Source organism: Actinoplanes derwentensis (genome assembly GCF_900104725.1).
GTDB lineage: Bacteria > Actinomycetota > Actinomycetes > Mycobacteriales > Micromonosporaceae > Actinoplanes > Actinoplanes derwentensis.
On record NZ_LT629758.1, the window covers coordinates 898,871 to 917,934 of the forward strand.

Genomic DNA, 19,064 nt, shown 5'->3' on the forward strand with positions numbered 1-19,064 from the left:
TGGCCCTGGCGAACAGGTGTTGTCCGGGCCACGGTGGACCGGGTGAACATCACCACCACGCTGACCCGCGCGCACCTGGTCAGCTCGATCGGCGAAGGCGCCTTCCTGGTCACCTTCGCGTTGTACTTCACCCAGGTCGTGGGCCTGCCGGCGACCCGCTTCGGACTGGGTGTGTCGCTGGCGTGGGCCGCCGGTTTCCTGGCCGGGGTGCCACTGGGCCACCTCGCCGACCGGATCGGCCCGCGCCGGGCGGCGGTACTGCTGGCGACCGGGACGGCCGTGTCGGTGGCGGCCCTGCCGTACGCCCGCGGTTATCCGTTCTTCCTGCTGGCCGTGGCTGCGTACGCGATCTGCCAGACCGGTCTGACCGCCGCCCGGCAGGCGCTGCTGGCCCGTCTGGTCGTACCCGCGGCCCGGACCCGGGTGCGGGCCCGGCTCCAGTCGCGGATCAACGGCGGCCTGGCGATGGGCTCGGCCGTCGGGGCGCTGGCGCTCGCCGTGGACAGCCGGGCGGCGTACCTGACGGTGCTGGCGCTGGACGCTGTCGCGTTCGGTGTCGCCGCGCTGCTGCTCAGCCGCCTCCCGGCCGGGACGGCCCCGGAACCCGGCCCCGGCGGCGGGTCGGTGAGAACGGTGCTGCGGGATCGTCCCTACCTGGTGCTGACCCTGCTGAACGCGGTGGCGCTGCTCAACATGCCGCTGCTCAGCCTGGTCCTGCCACTCTGGATCGCGCGGTCCACCGACGCGCCCGCCTGGATGACGTCGGTGGTGCTGGCGGTCAACACTCTCAGCGTGATGCTGTGGCAGGTCCGGGTCGCCCACCGAGTGACCGATGTGGCTTCGGCGGCCCGCTCCGTTCGTACCGCCGGGGTGGTCATGCTCGTCGCCTGTCTGGTCTTCGCGGTGACCGGCGTGCACGGTGACCCGTGGATGATCGGGACGGTCCTGGTGGTCGCCGCTCTGTTGCAGGCGTTCGCCGAGATGCTGCAGTCGGCCGGCAGCTGGGAGATCAGTTTCGGTCTGGCGCCGGATGGACGGCACGGGCTCTACCAGGGCGTCTACCAGAGTGGAATCCCGCTCGCCCGGATCCTGGGGCCGGTCGCCCTGACCGGGTTGATCCTCGGGTACGGCGCGGCCGGGTGGCTGGTGCTCGGCCTGCTGATCGCGGCGGCGGCGATCGCCACCGGTCCGGTCACCCGATGGGCGGCACGGATAGACGAGAATCGAGGTGTCAGAAACCAGCTCGTCATGAGGGAGTGACCCGGTGGCAACGATCGAACGTGTCGAAGTGCTGGTGACGTCGCCCGGCCGCAACTTCGTGACCCTGCGGATCACCACGTCCGACGGGGTCACCGGTCTCGGCGACGCCACCCTCAACGGCCGTGAACTGGCCGTCGCCTCCTACCTGCAGGACCACCTCGCGCCGCTGCTGATCGGCCGGGACCCGGACCGGATCGAGGACACCTGGCAGTACCTGTACCGGGGCGCCTACTGGCGGCGCGGCCCGGTCACGATGACCGCGATCGCCGCCGTCGACGTCGCCCTCTGGGACATCAAGGGCAAAGTCGCCGGGATGCCGGTCTACCAGCTGCTCGGCGGCCGGTCCCGGGACGGGGTGCTGGTCTACTGTCACGCCAGCGGCACCGATGTGGAGTCGCTGCTCGACGATGTGGCCGCCTACCAGGAGCGGGGCTTCACCGCGATCCGGGCGCAAGCCGCGATCCCCGGCCTGAGCGGTAGTTACGGTGTGCGCAAGGGCAGCCTCTACGAACCGGCCGCCACCGAACTGCCCGACGAACAGGCCTGGAACACCGAGGCCTACCTGGATTTCGCGCCCGGATACCTGGCCAAGGTCCGGGACCGGTTCGGCTTCGGCTTCCACCTGCTGCACGACATCCACCACCGGCTCACCCCGATCGAGGCGGCCCGGTTCGGCAAGAGCGTCGAAGAGCTGCGGCTGTTCTGGATGGAGGACCCGACACCGGCCGAGAACCAGGAGGCGTTCCGGCTGATCCGGCAGCACACCACCACCCCGATCGCGACCGGTGAGGTCCTCAACTCGATCTGGGACGTCAAGGAACTCATCACCGAACAGCTCATCGACTACGTGCGCACCACCGTCGTGCACGCCGGCGGCATCACCCACCTGCGCCGGATCTTCGACCTCGCCGCCCTCTACCAGGTGCGGACCGGATCACACGGCGCCACCGATCTGTCGCCGGTCACCACCGCCGCGGCCGTGCACGTCGACATCACGGTCCCGAACTTCGGCATTCAGGAACACATGGGGCACACCCCGGAGACGTACGAGGTGTTCCGTGGCAGTCCCCGCCTGGCGAACGGCATGCTCTACCCGTCCGACCAGCCCGGCCTCGGTGTCGAATACGACGACGAGGTGGCCGCCAAGTTTCCGTACCAGGCGAAGTATCTGCCGGTCGCGCGACGGTTGGACGGTTCCGTGCACGACTGGTGAGGTTCAGAACAGCGTTATCCGTTCCCGGGCGCCGGTCTCCATGTTCTCCACGAAGATGTGCTCACCCATCCGGGACTTCTTGATCAGGTACGCGTAGAACTGGACGGCTCGGTTCAGCACGTCGGTGGGGGAGTCGCCGGTGGCCTTGCTGACCAGTTCCAGGGCGGCGACCGCGCGGCGCTGGAACTGGGTGTTGATGTTGGTCAGGTCCGGCGACCGGTGCCGGGACACGTAGGTGCCGGCACCTACATTGGCCTTCTTGACCTCGTTGGACAGCGGTGCGGAGAGCTCGGTGGTGCGGGGTGTGGGCGGCATGGTGACTCCTCGCCGGAAAGGGCCGATTTCCGAAACGGTGGGCGCCGTTCGTACTGAAAGAACCGTATGGGAAGTCGGCTCTTTCGGTAATCGCCTGCTCGGTGGTCACTCGAAAGCCCGTCGGATGTCCGTCGCTATTGGGGTCAACGGCTGGCCCCCGCTGACCGGACGGACATCCGCGACCTGCCGATCGGCCACGATAAGCCCTGAAAGACACCTAAACGGACTAATCGCACTATGTCCGCTATTGAAAATATTTGAGGCTTGAAACTACGTTCTGATCCGGTCGTCACCGATACGGATCAGGGAGCGTCATGCGCACAACATTTGTCACCGGAGCCGTTCTCCTCGCCACCTTCGGCACCGCCGCGGTGCCCGCCAGCGGGATGCCGGCCCGCCCACCGGTACCGGCGAAGGACATGGTGATCGACGTGGTCGCGGCCAACGGTTCCGGCTGCCCGCGCGGCACCGCGGCGGTCACCGTGTCCCCCGACAACAAGGCCTTCACCGTCAGCTACAGCGAATTCACCGCTCAGGCCGGAGCCGGCACCAAACCGACCGACTTCCGCAAGAACTGCCAGCTGGCGCTGAACGTGCACGTCCCGCAGGGCTACACGTACGCGATCGCCAACACCGACTACCGCGGTTACGCCCACCTGGAACGGGGCGCGTCCGCTTTGCAGACGTCGTTCTACTACTTCCAGGGCGAGTCGAAGACCACCCGCTACCGGCACGCCCTGTCCGGTCCGCTCGACAGCGACTACCAGCGCACCGACACCCTCGGCGTGGCGTCGCTGTCCTTCCTGCCGTGCGGCGAACAGCGTTACCTGAACGTCAACACCGAACTCCGGGTCTCGGCGGGCTCCTCCGACCGCAAGAAGACCAGCTTCCTCACGATGGACTCCACCGACGGCAACCTGGACACGATCTACCACGTCACCTGGCAGAAGTGCTGACGGTTGCTCGTCGATCGCTAGCCGATGACGCTGTCCGCCCAGGCGGGGTAGCCGGCGGCGAGGACCGCGGCCACCCCGGCGGTGGGCTGGTCGATGCGCAGGCCGCCGGTCACGGCCCGGTGGGCGGCCTCGGCCATGGCGGAGGGTGAGGAGCCGGCGTCCAGCAAGGTCTGGATGAACGACGGCTGTCCGCTGTTGATCAGGACCGGGATGTCGCCCGACGCTCGGATCGCGGGGATCAGGGTCTCGTCCGTGATCTCCACGATCCGAGCGTCGGGGGTGAAGAACACCGCCGCCAATGGGTTCGCGACGATCTGCGGGAAAGTGCGGGTGCCGGGCGATGAACGTACCGGCGCAAGGCTTTTAGGGATTGTGGCTGTCGACCGCAACGCGTAGAAGAAGCGGGCCAGCGCCGGGAACTCGGGGGCGGCCAGCAGTGCCAGGCAGGCCTCCGTCTCGATCGTGAACGCCTCGTGCAGCGGGGCCGCCGCGCTTCGTGCCGCCACGTCCAGCACTGTCGCCAAAACGCGCACCGGGGAACCCTGGGAACGGCGGTTCACCTCGTCGGCGAGGCCGGATGGCACGGTTGTGCCGCCGGGGATCCGGTAGCCGGGGCGGTCCCAGCGCTGGGTGAAGTGGCCGGGCGGCTTGGCCAGCACCCACGTTCTGGCGGTGGTGACCACGTCGTCGGCCAGCTCGTCGACCAAGCCGGCGGCCAGGGCCTGTTCCGGGTGGTAGACGGTGCCGGGGCCGACGATGTCGAGGACCGTCGCGGCGATGCCGAACATCCGGGTCACGCGGACCGTGCCGCCGCCCGCGGGGAGGATGCCCATTCCGGTTTCGGCGAGCGCCCACACGACCGCCGGATCGGTCGGGCCGACGCGGTAGTGGCAGGCCAGGGCCAGTTCGAAGCCGCCGCCGAGGGCGGAGCCGTTGAGGGCGGCGGCGACCGGGCGGCCCAGGGTCTCCAGGCGGCGGGCCTGGTCACGCAGTGGGACCAGCAGCTCGTACGTGCCGGCTGCCTCGTCGGGGGTGATCTCGCTGGGTTCGAAGTCGGGGCCGGCGATGAAGGAACGTTTCGCTGAGGTGAGGACGACGCCGCGCAGCCGGTCGAGGTGCTCGGTGAGGTCGTCGAGGCAGGCATCAAGGCCGTCGAAGTGGCGCTGGTTGAGCATGTTGGCGGTGCGGCCGGGGTCGTCGAGGGTCACGGTGACGACGCCGTCGCTGTCCCAGGACCAGCGCGCCGACCCTGATTGTTGGATGGTTGTCATACCGTCAACGTAGGCGACGGTATGACGGATGCCCAACGGTATGGTGGTGGCATGGAGATCGCCGACGTGACGATGGTGGACGTGCTGCGGGCGGTCGCCGACCCGATCCGGCTGCGCATCGTTCAGGTGCTCGCCGACGGGAAGCCGCACGGCAAATGCGGCGAGCACTGGGACTTCGGCGTGCACAAGTCGACCATGACGCATCATTTCCGCACGCTGCGCGAAGCCGGCCTGACCCGAACCGTGGTGACCGGCCGCACCCACACCATCGAACTACGCCGCGCCGAACTCGACGCCCGTTTCCCCGGCCTGATCGACGCCCTGATCGCCGGTAGTCAGGAGACCGCGTCCGCGAGCATGTCGAGCTTCTCCCGTACGGCGGACTGAATCTCCTCGGTGGCCGAAGCGTCGATGACCTGGACGTTGGGCGCGGGTGTGCCGTCACCGACAGTGATGAAGGGGATGTCCGGGAACGTCGCCGCGTGCAGGGCGACCGCGCCGGCCGGAGCCTCGCCGACGGCGATGATCGTGCCGCAGCGGGAACCGGCCAGGGAGGCCAGATAGCCGGCGGCGTTCTCCGGCGTCTGCGGGTCGCTGACCCGCAGACGTTGAACGCGGACCAGAGTGTCCACTGAAGCCGCCTGCATCGTTGCCCAGACCGATGCGGCCGGCTCGGCGGTGACGCCCCGGTTGTCGGTGAGCAGACAGGCGGTGGCGTCGAGGTAAACGCGCTGACGGGGTGACTCTGGCCACAATGCCCAGACGCCGACGGTCACCGCGACCGCTGCGGCGACACCGGCCGCGGTCCACCCGAGAGCCTTGCGGGTGAAGACCTTTTCGCTGATCAGTGGCCAGGTCGACAGTGGTCGCGAGATTTCCGGCGCACGGCTCGCCGACCTTGTGTTGCGGGACATCGACGGAGAGTATGCAGGTCTTCACCAGCAAATCAAGATCTTGCAGTGATCGATAAGTTTCGCGCATGCTTCGCCGACCTTTGAGGAAACTGTGAGAGCGGGGCTCACTATGAGGCGGCGGATTGCTGTCTTCACTGCATTGACCGTCGGCCTGTCGTTGGGCGTGCCGCCGGAGGTGATTCCGGACAACGGTGGCTGGCCGGTGTCTGGTCTGCTGGCCGTCCTGCGGCAGGCGCCGGCGCTCGCCGACGTGGTCGGCGCACCGGTGCAGAAGGTCTTCGGTGATCCGGCCGACACCGATCACTACGTGTCATCGGCGGAGACCGGCGCGAATGTCGGCGCGGGCCAGAAGGCCGGCCGCAAAGCCGGCATCGTGGACCCGGAGCCGCCGGTCCGGCCGGAGTCCAAGCCGTTCACCACCGCGCCGCGGCCCGGTGACGAGAACAGCTTCGACGAGAAGCTCAGCGAGCGGCTGCCGGAGAAGTCCACGGCGACCTACACCGAGTACGAGAACGCGGACGGCTCGTTCACCCGGCGCGTCTACGAGTCCCGGGTCAACTTCAAGGCCGCGGACGGCTCGTACCAGCCGATCGACCCGAACCTCACCAAGCGCGGCGACCGCCTCGAAGCCGGCCCGAACTCCATCGACGTGAGCCTCGGCGCGACGGGAGCCGGCGCCCCCGCCGTGGCTGCCCGCAGTGCCGCTCTCGCCTCCGCCGACGAGTCGCTCGCCTCGGTGACCACGGCGTCCGGCCACACCCTGTCCTGGAACCTGGCCGGCGCTGCCCCGGTGCAGGCGGTGGTGGACGGCCAGACCGCGACGTACCCGGAGATCCTGCCCGGCACCGACCTGGAGCTGCGGTCGCTGAACGACGGTCTGAAAGAGACCATCATCCTCAAGTCGCCGGCCGCCGGGAACGAGTGGCTGTTCCCGCTGAAGATGGACGGCCTCACCGCGAAGAAGCAGGCCGACGGCTCCCTCGACCTGGTCACCGCCGACGGCACGGTGGCGATGCGGGTGCCGCTCGGTTACATGGAGGACTCGAAGGTCGACCCGCAGTCGGGTGCCTCGGCCGAGTCGTCCGAGGTGCACTACGAGCTGGTGACCGCCGACGGCGGCCCGGCGCTCAAGGTGACCGCCGACGCGAACTGGCTCAACGACCCGGCACGTCAGTACCCGGTCCGGGTCGACCCCACCTTGGAGACCAGGGACTCCGGTGACGTGTTCACCGACAACAGCACCACCACCACGAACCACAACGGCGACGACCTGGTGGTCGGCACATGGAACGGTGGTGACACCCGGTCTCGCTCGTTCATCCACTTCGACGAGTTCGACAACGACGGGTTGATGGGCACCCAGATCAAGTCCGCGAAGCTCGGCCTGTGGCACTCCTGGTCGTACAACTGCACCAATGAGATGCCGGTCTACGTCCGCCGGATCACCAAGACCTGGACGGTCGGGGCGATCGTGGAGGCGGGCGGCACGCTCGCCTCCGGGCCCACCTACTCGGCGCCGATCGCCGCGTGGGTGATCGGGAACAACAAGCCGGCCTGTGAGAACACCGGCAGTGACCCGTCCAAGGGCGCGCGGCGCGCGGTGTCGCTGCCGGTGGACGTCTTTCAAGGGTGGTCCAGCAAGGACTTCCCGAACTTCGGCCTGGCGCTGACCGCGTCGGAGACCAACTCCGCCGGGTTCAAGCGGTTCACCTCGGCCAACTACGGCGGCGCGGATTACGACCCCTACCTCGAACTGACCTACGACGACAACGCCGAGCCGCAGGTCAACGAGCAGTACCCGGCGTACGGGGCGACGACGGCGACGCTGACGCCGGAGCTGATCGCGGACGCCGTCGATCCCGACAACTGGCCGAAGACCCTGACGTACAAGTTCGTGGTCTACGACAAGGACGGCAAGACCGTCCTCGCCGACTCGGGCGATCCCACCGCCAAGCCGTCCTGGACCGTACCGGCAGGCAAGCTGAAGTGGAACGAGACCTACTACTGGACCGTCAAGATCACTGACGGTCTGCTGAACAACGAGAAGTACCTGATCAAGAACGCGCTGTCCACGCCGGTGCCGCAGCCACCGATCACCTCTGGGCTGTCGCAGAACTCCGAGCAGGGCTTCGACCCGGTGATCGGCAACTACACCACCACCGTCCGGGACGCGATGGTCACCACCGTCGGCCCGCCGCTGGAGATCGTCCGGTCGTACAACAGCACCGACCACCGTACCGATCAGGCCTTCGGCGCCGGGTGGTCCAGCCTGCTCGACGCGCGGATCACCGAGAAGCCGGTCGCGGTCAGCGGCTCGACCATTCTCAACACCGTCGTGGTCACCTACCCGACCGGGCGTGAGCTGGCCTTCGGCAACGACAACGGGACCTGGTCCTCGCCGGCCGGCAAGGCCACCACCCTGATCCCGATCACCTCCGGGACCATCCGTGGCTACCGGTTGACCGAGAAGGACGGCACCGCCTACGAGTTCCTCGGCGCGGCCACCGACACCACGCTGCGGCTGGTCAGCGTCACCGACGGCGGCGGGCGGATCCAGAAGATCCACTACGCCGGTGGCCTGCCGACGGCGATCGAGGCCGCGTCCGGCCGGACCCTCACGATGGAGTGGACCACCACCACGCCCGCACGGGTGAAACAGGTGAGAACCGACCAGGCCGTCGTCGGCGACCCGGGTTCCGCGAACGTCTGGACCTACCAGTACACCGGCGGCAGCCTGACCAAGGTCTGTCCGCCGACCGGCTCGGCGAAGTGCCACGAATACTCATACGACGCCACCGGATCGCTCTACCAGAACGCGGTCGTCGACGCCCGGCCGCACTCGTACTGGCGGCTCAACGAGACCACCGGAACCCGGGCCGAGAGCAGCACGGTCAGCAACGGCGGCGCCGACGTCGGCACGTACAGCACCGGGGTGTCCCTCGGTGTGCCGGGCCCGCTGGCCGGAACGACCTCCACCGCGGCCGGTTTCAACGGCACCAACTCCCAGGTGCTGCTGCCCGCCAAGATGTCCGGTGACTGGTCGAACCAGGCGATCAGCATGTGGGTCAAGGCCGACGGAACCGACACCGGTGTCCTCTACGGGCAGTCCCAGGAGAAGCAGGACTCGACCGCGGGCAACACCAACACCGCCTACAACCCGACGTTGTACGTGGGATCCGACGGTCACCTGATGGGCGGCTTCCCGAAGGCCCTCAAACGGAACACGCCGACCACCCTGACCGTGACGTCCGACGGGAAGTGCCTCACCTTCGACGGTGACACCGGTTTCATCACCGAGACCTGCACCGGCGTGGCTGCTCAGCTGTTCACCTGGATGAGCAACGGCCAGATCCGGGTGACCACGAGTGGTGTCACCCGCTGCATGCAGGCCACCGTCTCGGAGACCCGGATCATCACCTCCAAGGTGCTGGCCAGCACCACCTGCTCCACCAACAACGAGGCGCAGAACTGGGACGTACGGGCGAACGGGCAGATCGTCAGCAACCTCATGTACCAGTGCATGCAGGCCGGCTACCCGACACTGACACCTCCCGTGCCCGCCGTCGCCGGTGTGGCGGCCGCCGCCGCAGCCGATCCCGACCTCGCCGATGAGGTCGAGGAGTACATGCCGTTCATGCACACGGAGGCCTGCGCCACCAGTACACCCAGGGCGCAGCAGACCTTCGTGCCGCGGGTGCACAGCGCACTGGACTCCGGTGTCAGCGTGCGCGACGGCAAGTGGCACCACGTCCTGCTGTCCGCCTCGGGCAACAAGCAGGAGCTGTACCTGGACGGCGCCGAGGTCGCCCGTGAGGACGGCATCGTCGTCCAGGACATGAGCGCTCAGTCGTCGTACCTCGGCAAGGGTTTCGTCGGTGGTGGCTGGCCGAACCAGCCGCATCCGAACACGACCAGCAACAGGGGCACCCGCGACTACTTCACCGGAGTCGTCGCCGAGGCGGCCCTCTTCGACAACTCGATCAACGCGGCGACGGCGAAGTACCTCGCGGAGGCCGGCAAGCACCCGGCGGTCCCGCTGCTGACCGCGGTGACCAAGCCGTCCGGGAAGTCCGGCGCGAAGATCAGCTACGACGCCCGGACCAGCCGGGTCACCCAGGTCACCGACGGCAACGGCTCGGTCTGGACGCCGAAGGCCCCGGAGATCTCCAAGACCACCAAGGTGTACGAGAGCGCCGTGCTCGGTGGCGCGCCGACGAACTACTGGCGGATGGCCGAGAGCAGCGGCAGCACGGCGGTGAACCAGGTCAACGGGCAGGACGCCGCCTACAACGTGGTCGGGCTCGGTGCCGTGAACGGTCCGTTCGGGGACGCGGGTAAGGCGGGCACCTTCAACGGCACCACCTCGTACCTCGCGCTTCCACCGGGGCTGGCGCCGCCGTCCGCCACCGACGCGGCCAAGGCCGGCACCAGCTCGATCTCACTCTGGTTCAGCACGACCGGCGCCCGGCAGCCGCTGCTCGGCCCGAAGGCCAGCAGCCTGACGTCCACGCTCCGCCACCACTTCCCGACCCTGTGGATCACCACGGACGGCAAGCTCCGCGGTTTGGCGCCGAACGCGGTGCCGACCGGGCCGATCAACTCCATCGGTGTCAAGGGCAAGTGCATCGACCTCGCCGGCGACAGTTCCGCCAACGGCACGAAGGTCGAGATCCGGACCTGTGACGGATCCGCCGCGCAGAACTGGAGCATCGTCCCGACGGGCGCGCTCGCCACGACGTTCACCGTCCAGGCGTTCGGCAAATGCATCACCCCGTACGGCGGCGGCACCGCCAACAGCACCGAACTGACCCTGTGGACCTGCAACAACAGCACATCCCAGCACTGGCAGGCCGATTCCGGCGGGCTCCGCAACTTCAACGCCTTCGACAAGTGCATCGACAACCCCGGGACGTCCACGACGGACGGGAAGGTCCTCACGCTGTTCGACTGCAACGCCAGCTCCGCGCAGACCTGGCTGCCGTCGCTGACCAGCAAGGGGAAGGTCAACGACGGCAAGTGGCACCACGCCGTGCTGACCACCGACGGGACCACCCAGTCGCTGTACGTCGACGGTGAACTGGCGCAGTCGTCGACCAGCCACCAGCCGATGGGCGTCGCCGACCAGACGCTGCAGTACACCCTCGGGGCCGGCTACGCGGAAGACGCCTCCGGCAACTTCTACTACCTCGACCAGGATGTCACCAGCTACTTCAAGGGGACCGTCGGCGAGGTGGCCACCTACCGCTCGCCGATCGACGCGAGCCAGGCGTCCTACCAGTTCCGGGCCCGGGACGCGGCGTCCGGGAAGTCGGCCGGCGAGGTCGGCTACGCCATCGAGGGCCCGGACGGCGCCACCACCCGGGTCGTCAACGACCTGATCCACGGTCGCAAGGTCGCCGACGTGGACGCCCTGCAGAACGTGACCCGGTACGGCTACGGCGGTAAGGGCAACCTGCGCACGGTCACCGACGCCAACGGCAACATGACCGTCAACGAGCACGACGAGCGCGGCAACGTGGTCTCGGTGACGACCTGCCAGGACCGGTCGGCGGGCAACTGTTCCACCTCGTACTCCAGCTACTGGCTGGACAAGGACGCCCCGGCCGACGTCCGTAACGACAAGGTGATCGCCCAGCGTGGTCCCGGGTCGACGTCGATCACCGACAACCGGTACCTGACGACGTACGCGTACGACACGAACGGCAACCGGATCAGCGAAGTCGACCCGCTCGGCCGGAGCACCACGGTCAGCTACACCAAGACCGGCTCGAAGGACGGCGCCGCCGACGGCATCGCCACCAAACCGGGGCTGCCGTGGCGGGTCGTCAAGCCCGACGGTGGTGTGCAGACGATCCTGTACCACCCCAACGGTGACATCGCGAAGACGATCGATCCGGCGGGCGCCGCCACCGAGTACACGTACGACGGGCTCGGGCGCACGATCACCGAGACCGAGGCCGGTGACTCCCTGAACGATGTCGCCCCGGCGGTGACCACCTACACCCATGACCGGATGGACCGGGTCGTGACGGTGCGCACCCCGGAGTTCGAGAACAAGGTCACCGGGACGAAGCACAGCCCGCTCACCACCCTGACGTACGACGACGACGGCCAGTTGCTGTCCGAGACGGTCACCGACTCCATTGCCGGTGGCGACGATCCGCGCACCGTCAGCTACGGCTACGACGACAACGGGATGCGGACCTCCGAGACCGACCAGAACAACAACACCACCAAGCTGAAGTACGACGGGTACGGCCGGGTGATCCGGCAGGAGCACCCGGACGGCACCGCCGTCGTGACCAGGTTCGACGCGGCCGGCAACGAGCTGGCGACGATCGTCGACGACGGTGAACGGGAGATCACCGTCCGGGCGCTGGCCTACGACCCGGCCGGCCGGCTGGCCTCGGAGACCGACGCCAGCGGGGCACGCAACGAGTTCACGTACACCGACAACAACCTGCTCCTCACCGTCACGCGTAAGGCCGGCACGAGCGCGCACGTGCTGGAGCGCAACACGTACGACGCCACCGGCAAGGTGACCAGCCAGGTCACCAACAACGGTGAGACCAAGACCGGCTACACCTACGACGTGGCCGGCCGGAACACCACCGCCGCCGTCGAGGTGAGCGAGTCCGGCAAGGCCACCGCCACCCGGACCACCAGCTTCGCCTACTCCACCGGCGACGACGTGGTCACCACCAGGCTCAACTCGGGCGGCACGCTGCTCGCCGAGTCCGACAGCATGTACGACCGGCTCGGCCGGATTCAGCAGCAGACCACCTATCTGTCGAGCGCTCTGACCCCGACCCTGCGGTGGAAGCTGGACGAGACGTCCGGAACCACGGCCGCCGACGCCACCGGCAACAACACCGGCACCGTGACCGGGGCGGTCACCCTGACGGCGGGGTCGGCGACGTTCGACGGCTCGGCGGGCTCGATCGCCGGGCAGCCGGCGGTCGACACCGAGCGGCCCTACACCGTCAGCGCCCTAGCCAAGATCACCTCCGCCACGGCCGACCGGCCGGTGATCACGATGGGTGGTGACATCGGCAAACCGGCGCTGTCGGTCTTCTTCCACAAGGACACCCAGTCCTGGCAGATGAAGATGGCGGTCCGGGACGTCGCCGACGGCTCGACTCCCGAACTGCCGACGGCGTTCGCGTCCACCGGAACGGTCGGCACCGGCTGGGAGCACCTGGCCGTAGTCGTCAACCCGGCGACCCGAACCGCTCAGCTGTACGTCAACGGCACGGTCAAGGCGACGATCTCGACCACCAACCCGTTCAACAACCGGGCCACCGATCTGACCGTCGGCGGTGCCTTCGCCGGGCAGATCGACGACGTCCGTACCTACCAGAAGGCCCTCACCGCGGCCCAGATCACCGAGATCGGCACCGGTGCGCAGCCGGCCGCCGACGCCCGGGTGAGCCGGACCACCTACCGCCTGTTGACGGACGGTTCGGTCGCCGGTGTCACCAACCCGAAGGGCAACACCACCACCATCGAGTACGACGAGGTCGGCCGCCCGGTCACGACCTTGTTGCCGCTGGTCAAGCCCGACGGGGAGACGATTGCCCGGCGGCCGTACACCAAGGTCGGTTACAACACCTTCGGCGAGGTGACCGACCAGCTGGACCGCAACGGCAACGTGACCGTCAACGACTACGACGGTGTCGGCCGGATGGTGCAGTCGAAGTCCCCGACCTACCTGCTTCCGGGTACCGAGAACGAGACCCTGACCGCCACGAAGACGATCGAGTACAACGCGGTCGGTCAGATCCTGCGGACCACTGACCCGTACGGGGCCGAGACGGCGTACGAGTACGACAGCCTCGGCCGTACCACCAAGGTGGTAGCGCCGGACGACGGCGTGAGTACCTACACCTACGCCGACAACGGTGACCTGCTGTCGTACACCGACCCGAAGGGCGCGAAGGTCTCCACGACCTACGACTTCCTGGGCCGGACCCTGAACAGCACCGCCGAGGTGCGCCAGGACGGCAAGTCCTACATCACCTCGTACGGGTACGGCGACAAACCGTGGCCGATCTCCATCACATCGCCCTCCGCCCTGGTCACCACGGCCACCTACAACAGCGTCGGCGAGCAGCTCTCGGTGGTCGACGCCGCGGGCAACACCACGAAGACGGAGTACGACGGCGCCGGCCGGCCGGTGAAGACGATCGCCGCCGACAACACCTTCGCCACCGTCGCCTACGACTTCGCCGGGCGTACCGTCAGCTCCTCCGAGTACGCCGCCGGTGGTACCACCCCGTTGCGCACCCGGACGCAGACCTACGACGTCGCCGGCAACCCGATCCGGGCCAGCAACGCCTACAGCAACGTCGCGGACAAGCACGAGACCGAGTTCGTGTACGACGTGCTCGGACAGCTGACCGAGCAGTATGAGCCGGTCAAGAACGGTCACACGATCAAGACGTCGTTCGGGTACGACGCCGCCGGCAACCGGACCAGTTTCAAAGACGGCCGCGGCAACGTCTTCGCCACCACGTACAACGCGTGGGGTCTGCCGGAGAGTCAGATCGAACCGGCCACCGCCTCGAACGGGACCGACCGGACCTTCACGTCGACCTACGACGTGGGCGGCCGGATGGTGCGCCTGGACTCGCCCGGTGGGGTCTCCCTCACGTCCGAGTACGACGTGATGGGCCGGGTCACCACCAGCTCCGGCACCGGCGCCCAGGTGGCCACGGCGGATCGGAAGTACGCGTACGACCAGGCCGGGCGGATGACGTCGTTCACCGGTGCGGCGGGCGCGAACGAGATCACGTACGACGACCGTGGTCTGGTCCGCTCCATCACCGGGGTCTCCGGTAACTCGTCCTACACGTACAACGCGGACGGCGCCGTGGCGTCGCGCAGCGATGCGGCCGGGACGACGGCCTACGGCTACGACAAGGGCCGTCTGTCGACGTTGACGAACGGCACGACGTCCCTGGCGTACACCTACACCAACCTCAACCAGGTGCAGAGCATCAAGTACGGGGGATCGAGCACTCGTACCTTCGGCTACAACACCCTGCACCAGCTGACCAGCGACGAGGTCAAGACGTCGGCGGGCGCCGCGGTCGGCAAGATCGCCTACGCCTGGAACGTCGACGACACCCTCGCGCAGAAGACCACCACCGGCTTCAACGGGGCGTCGACCAACAAGTACTCGTACGACTGGGCCGGGCGCCTGACCCAGTGGGACAACGGCACCAACCCGGTGCTGTACGCCTACGACGACTCCGGTAACCGGATCCAGGCCGGTGGTACGACCTTCGTCTACGACCAGCGCAACCAGCTGGTGTCCGACACGGCCGGCAGCACGTACGAGTACACCGCCCGGGGCACCCTGTCCAAGACGGTGACCGGTGGGCAGCAGGTCGACACGGTCACCGACGCGTTCAACCAGGTCGTCTCGCAGGGCACCAAGACCGGCGGGACCAGCCGATACTCGTACGACGGCCTGGGCCGGGTGATCCAGCCGAACTTCGCGTACACCGGCCTCGGCAACGATCTGGCCTCCGACGGTGTCGACAAGTACGTCCGGGACACCTCCGATCAGCTCGTCGGTGTCACCTCCGGCACCAACCAGCGGTACTCCTGGACCGACATCCACACCGACGTGGTCGGCGAGTTCACCAGCACCGGCAGCACGCTGACCGGCTCGGTGTCGTACGACCCGTGGGGCAAGGTCCTGGCCAGCGGGGGCATGGTCGGCAAACTCGGCTACCAGCAGGAGTGGACCGACCAGGGCACCGGCAAGGTCAACATGTGGTCGCGCTGGTACGACCCGGAGACCGGCGCCTTCGACACCCGCGACACCGCGAACAACAACCCCACCCCCAACTCGGGGGCGAGCAACCGGTTCGCGTACGCCGAAGGCAACCCGGTCACCAACACCGACACCACCGGCAACGCCGTCGACGGCAAGTGCGGTACCTACGACTACGCGTGTGAGCTGCGCAAATACCAGGCCGCCCTGGATCTCTACAACCAGGCGATGGAGACGCGCGACCGGGAGATGAAGGCGACCGGCGCCGAGATCGGCCGGCAGGAAGCCGAATACCAGCGCGCCGAACGGGAGAGCCAGACACCGCTGCTGGACATCCTGCTCCAGGTCGGCATCGGCATGCTCCTCGACATGATCGGCTACTACTCCGTGATGGGTTGCCTGCAAGGCAGCCTGATGGACTGTGTTGATCTGGCGATGAACTTCGCTGGCCCGATCAAGGGCATCAAGATGTTCGGTACGTTCGTCAAGTCGATCAACCGAGCCATGGACGGCTACCGGACGTGGCGCCGCATCGTCGACGCCGCCACCACCGCGATGCGCCAGTCCCAGACGCTGCTCAGCCAGGCCCGCAAACATCTGGCCGACGTGATGTCGAAGGTCCCGAAGCGCCCCAAGCCGCCGAAGAAGAAGACCAAACCGCCGACCAAGAAGGTCGAGGAGAAGAAGAAACAGCAGGCCCAACGCCAGAAGGCCAGGGAAGAGCGCAAACCGGCCCCGTCCCAGCAGGCGAAGAAGCCGGCCCCGCGCACAAAGGCGAAGTCCCAGGACAAGCCGACAAACGCCAAGCCCCAAGAGACAAAGGCGCAGAACAACCAGCAGCCGCGCCGCGCCGCCCAGGAACGGCGAAGCAACCTGATCGACCTGGGCAGCGACGCTGTGGCTGAGGTCGGTTGCCCGGTGCCGTCGCGGAAGCACAGCTTCGACCCGGACACCCTGGTCCTGATGGCCGACGGAACCACCCGCCGGATCGCCGACATCTCGATCGGCGACGAGGTGGCCGCCAAGGACCCGGTGACGGGGGAGGAAGGCGCGCGGGCGGTGACGCTGCTGCACGCCAACCGCGACTACGAGCTGACCGACGTCACGGTGTCGACTGCTCCGGCCACGGACGACGACGCGAAGACGGTGAGCGAGGGCAGAGGCGGCCGCAGTACCCGAGGCCCCACCGAGGAACCGGCTTCCACAGAGGTCCTTTCGACGGTCCTGGAGACCACCGCACACCACCCGTTCTGGGATGTCACCACCGGCGAGTGGGTCGACGCGGCCGAGCTGGTCGCCGGCGAATCCACGCTGGTGGGCCCGAACGGCGAAATCCAGTACGTAACAGCGGTCCGCAACTTCACCGACGCCAAGGTGATGCGCGACCTCACCGTCGACGACATCCACACGTACTACGTTGTCGCAGGCAATGGCCCGGTCCTCGTACACAACAACGACTGTGATGCGGAGACTGATCACCTTGGCAACGACTACGGAGTGCCGGACGGGCCGGGTGTGTATACGATTCACCTCAAGGACGGCAAGAAATACGTTGGTTCTTCTCATACCAGCATGCGTGATCGAGTAAACGATTCGCTTCTGAACCCGAATCATGCGGTTTCCAGGGCTGAATATGGCCGTAAAGACATCGAAAATGTGACTTGGGTGGACTACCCGCTTGTTTTTGCCAGGAGGGGAAGCCGTGACGACACCCGGGCTGGTGAACAGGACCGAATGGATGAACTTCTAGAGGCCGGTATAATCTTGGTCAACCAGAAGTATCCTGAGAAGGCCAATGGGCGGCACACCCCGGATTATGTTGGTGGATTCAAGAGTGCTGGCCAGCTACCGAAAGCTAAAATCGGGAAGAAGTACTTGCCGCCTAATCTTTAGAACTAGGTTCATTCGGGAGTCGTGTTGGGAACCTGGAATCCAGGGCCGTTCGGTAATGATTCGGCCGCTGACCTTCTTGATCTTGCTGCTTCTGAAGAGCCCGGTGCTCGTGCTGAGTTCATCCGTGAAATGTTGGATGAAGGTCTGCGCTTAGCGGCGGGGGAAAGCGTGGATCTATTTCCCGAGGACGTCGTTGCGGCGGCTAATCTGGTAGCGATTAGTGTTCCTGGTGGTCTTGAGCGATTGGTGGAGGAGCAGGAGACGGGTCGATTTATCAAATCGATGATCCCCGGTGTCGACCAGACGCTCGTTGCGTTGGCGCTGAAATCTTTGTTTGCTATGGCCGTGCCGGGTAATGATTGGTACGACACGTGGTTCGACAGCGATGATCCGGAGCCGGAGGCTGTTGATGCATTTCGTGCAGCAGTCGAGGTGTTGCAGGGGTTTCATTGATGCCATCGTTGGTGGCTAACCAGACCATGGGGATGCCGGATGCCGACATCGATGATGGGTCGGCCGGGTGGGTCATGTCAGGCTGACGTGGTGCACCAGGATGGGCTGCCTCGTCGGCTCCGGTGAGTAGCGGTGGGCGACAAGGCCGTAGCCCGTGGTGTGGCCCTGGAGAATGGGATGCGCTGGCGCTGCTGGACGTGCCGGGCACGACCCGGGAGCCGATCGCGGTCAAGGACGCCGTGAGCGGCTAGATTCGCGGCATGCTCCGGTTGTTGTCGTTCCTGTACTGGACGGTCATCGTCGTCACCTGCCCGTTCTTCTTTGCCGGTGCTCTGCTGATCTGGGTGGTCACCGCGCCCTTCGACCGGCGCAAGGTGGTTCTGCACCTCTACTCGTCGGCGTGGGCGGTCTGCTACGTCCGGATGAACCCGCTCTGGCGGCTGCGCACCACCGGACGGCAACTCCTGCCGTGGCGGGGTGCGGCGGTCCTGGTGGCCAACCACGCCTCGCTGATCGACATTCTCGTGCTGTTCGACCTTTTCCGGCCGTACAAATGGGTCTCGAAGTCGGAGATCTTCAAGGTGCCGGTGATCGGCTGGAACATGCGGCTCAACGGCTATGTGCCGCTGGTGCGCGGCCGCGGCGAATTGGTGCGCCGGATGATGGCGCGCTGCGGTGAACTGCTCGAACAGGGCTCGCCGGTGCTGTTGTTCCCGGAGGGCAGCCGCTCCGCTGACGGTACCTTGCAGGCGTTCAAGAACGGAGCCTTCGACCTGGCCGTACGCCATGGCGTCCCGGTTTTCCCGATCGCCGTCCACGGCACCGGGCGTGCCCTGCCCAAGCACGGCCTGGTGCTCCGCGAGCAGGTCACGGCCCGGGTCGAGGTCCTCGCCCCGCTGAGCCCGTCGGACTACCCGGACGTCAACGCCCTGCGGGACGCGGCCCGGCAGCGCATCGAGACCGCCCTGGAAAAGGGTTCCTGACGATTCCGGAAGCCCTGAAAAG

General features: G+C 67.1%; 10 protein-coding genes. 7 read left to right on the forward strand and 3 right to left on the reverse strand.

The window, feature by feature from the left end:
* Positions 1 to 42: 42 nt before the first annotated feature.
* Both BLU81_RS03995 and manD read left to right on the forward strand, forming a co-directional pair.
* The gene (locus tag BLU81_RS03995) at positions 43 to 1,260 is read left to right on the forward strand and encodes an MFS transporter (RefSeq protein ID WP_231954120.1); all 1,218 of its coding nucleotides are present in this window, start codon (positions 43 to 45) and stop codon (positions 1,258 to 1,260) included.
* A 4-nt stretch (positions 1,261 to 1,264) separates the two neighbouring features.
* Positions 1,265 to 2,473 (forward strand): D-mannonate dehydratase ManD, encoded by a 1,209-nt coding sequence (gene manD, locus BLU81_RS04000; RefSeq protein WP_092541707.1) that lies wholly within the window; start codon positions 1,265 to 1,267, stop codon positions 2,471 to 2,473.
* 3 nt (positions 2,474 to 2,476) lie between these two features.
* Here the strand turns inward: manD and BLU81_RS04005 are convergent, their stop codons facing one another.
* The gene (locus BLU81_RS04005; protein WP_092541709.1) at positions 2,477 to 2,788 is read right to left on the reverse strand and encodes a hypothetical protein; all 312 of its coding nucleotides are present in this window, start codon (positions 2,786 to 2,788) and stop codon (positions 2,477 to 2,479) included.
* A gap of 314 nt (positions 2,789 to 3,102) precedes the next feature.
* Between BLU81_RS04005 and BLU81_RS04010 the strand changes: the two genes are divergently transcribed.
* Complete coding sequence (locus BLU81_RS04010) at positions 3,103 to 3,744, forward strand: DUF4360 domain-containing protein (RefSeq protein ID WP_092541711.1); 642 nt, start codon at positions 3,103 to 3,105, stop codon at positions 3,742 to 3,744.
* A 17-nt stretch (positions 3,745 to 3,761) separates the two neighbouring features.
* Here BLU81_RS04010 and BLU81_RS04015 read toward each other — a convergent pair whose 3' ends face one another.
* Positions 3,762 to 5,015, reverse strand: coding sequence for an enoyl-CoA hydratase/isomerase family protein (locus BLU81_RS04015; protein WP_092541713.1), 1,254 nt, complete (start codon positions 5,013 to 5,015; stop codon positions 3,762 to 3,764).
* Positions 5,016 to 5,066: 51 nt separating this feature from the next.
* Here BLU81_RS04015 and BLU81_RS04020 point away from each other — a divergent pair, with 51 nt between their 5' ends.
* A complete protein-coding gene (locus tag BLU81_RS04020) occupies positions 5,067 to 5,402 on the forward strand; it encodes an ArsR/SmtB family transcription factor (protein WP_092541715.1) in 336 nt (111 codons plus the stop codon).
* On the opposite strand, the gene BLU81_RS04025 is transcribed toward BLU81_RS04020, so the two are convergent.
* Positions 5,351 to 5,929, reverse strand: coding sequence for a type 1 periplasmic-binding domain-containing protein (locus BLU81_RS04025; protein WP_092541717.1), 579 nt, complete (start codon positions 5,927 to 5,929; stop codon positions 5,351 to 5,353). The genes BLU81_RS04020 and BLU81_RS04025 overlap by 52 nt on opposite strands.
* 139 nt (positions 5,930 to 6,068) lie before the next feature.
* Between BLU81_RS04025 and BLU81_RS04030 the strand changes: the two genes are divergently transcribed.
* The 3 genes from BLU81_RS04030 to BLU81_RS04040 all read left to right on the forward strand — a co-directional run bounded on the left by BLU81_RS04030 (position 6,069) and on the right by BLU81_RS04040 (position 19,042).
* Positions 6,069 to 17,606 carry a LamG-like jellyroll fold domain-containing protein gene (locus BLU81_RS04030; RefSeq protein WP_172890491.1) on the forward strand — a complete coding sequence of 3,846 codons (11,538 nt, stop codon included), beginning with the start codon at positions 6,069 to 6,071 and terminating at the stop codon, positions 17,604 to 17,606.
* A 21-nt stretch (positions 17,607 to 17,627) separates the two neighbouring features.
* A complete protein-coding gene (locus BLU81_RS04035) occupies positions 17,628 to 18,059 on the forward strand; it encodes a DUF4259 domain-containing protein (protein WP_092541721.1) in 432 nt (143 codons plus the stop codon).
* Positions 18,060 to 18,319: 260 nt separating this feature from the next.
* Positions 18,320 to 19,042 (forward strand): lysophospholipid acyltransferase family protein, encoded by a 723-nt coding sequence (locus BLU81_RS04040; protein ID WP_092541723.1) that lies wholly within the window; start codon positions 18,320 to 18,322, stop codon positions 19,040 to 19,042.
* Positions 19,043 to 19,064 lie beyond the last annotated feature (22 nt).

What these genes read in the sequence shown, in the direction of transcription:
- BLU81_RS04020 (WP_092541715.1), top strand. Translation starts at nt 5,067, where the DNA reads ATGGAGATCGCCGACGTGACGATGGTGGACGTGCTGCGGGCGGTCGCC.
- BLU81_RS04040 (WP_092541723.1), top strand. Translation starts at nt 18,320, where the DNA reads ATGCTCCGGTTGTTGTCGTTCCTGTACTGGACGGTCATCGTCGTCACC.
- BLU81_RS04025 (WP_092541717.1), bottom strand. Translation starts at nt 5,929, where the DNA reads ATGTCCCGCAACACAAGGTCGGCGAGCCGTGCGCCGGAAATCTCGCGA.
- BLU81_RS04005 (WP_092541709.1), bottom strand. Translation starts at nt 2,788, where the DNA reads ATGCCGCCCACACCCCGCACCACCGAGCTCTCCGCACCGCTGTCCAAC.
- BLU81_RS04010 (WP_092541711.1), top strand. Translation starts at nt 3,103, where the DNA reads ATGCGCACAACATTTGTCACCGGAGCCGTTCTCCTCGCCACCTTCGGC.
- BLU81_RS04015 (WP_092541713.1), bottom strand. Translation starts at nt 5,015, where the DNA reads ATGACAACCATCCAACAATCAGGGTCGGCGCGCTGGTCCTGGGACAGC.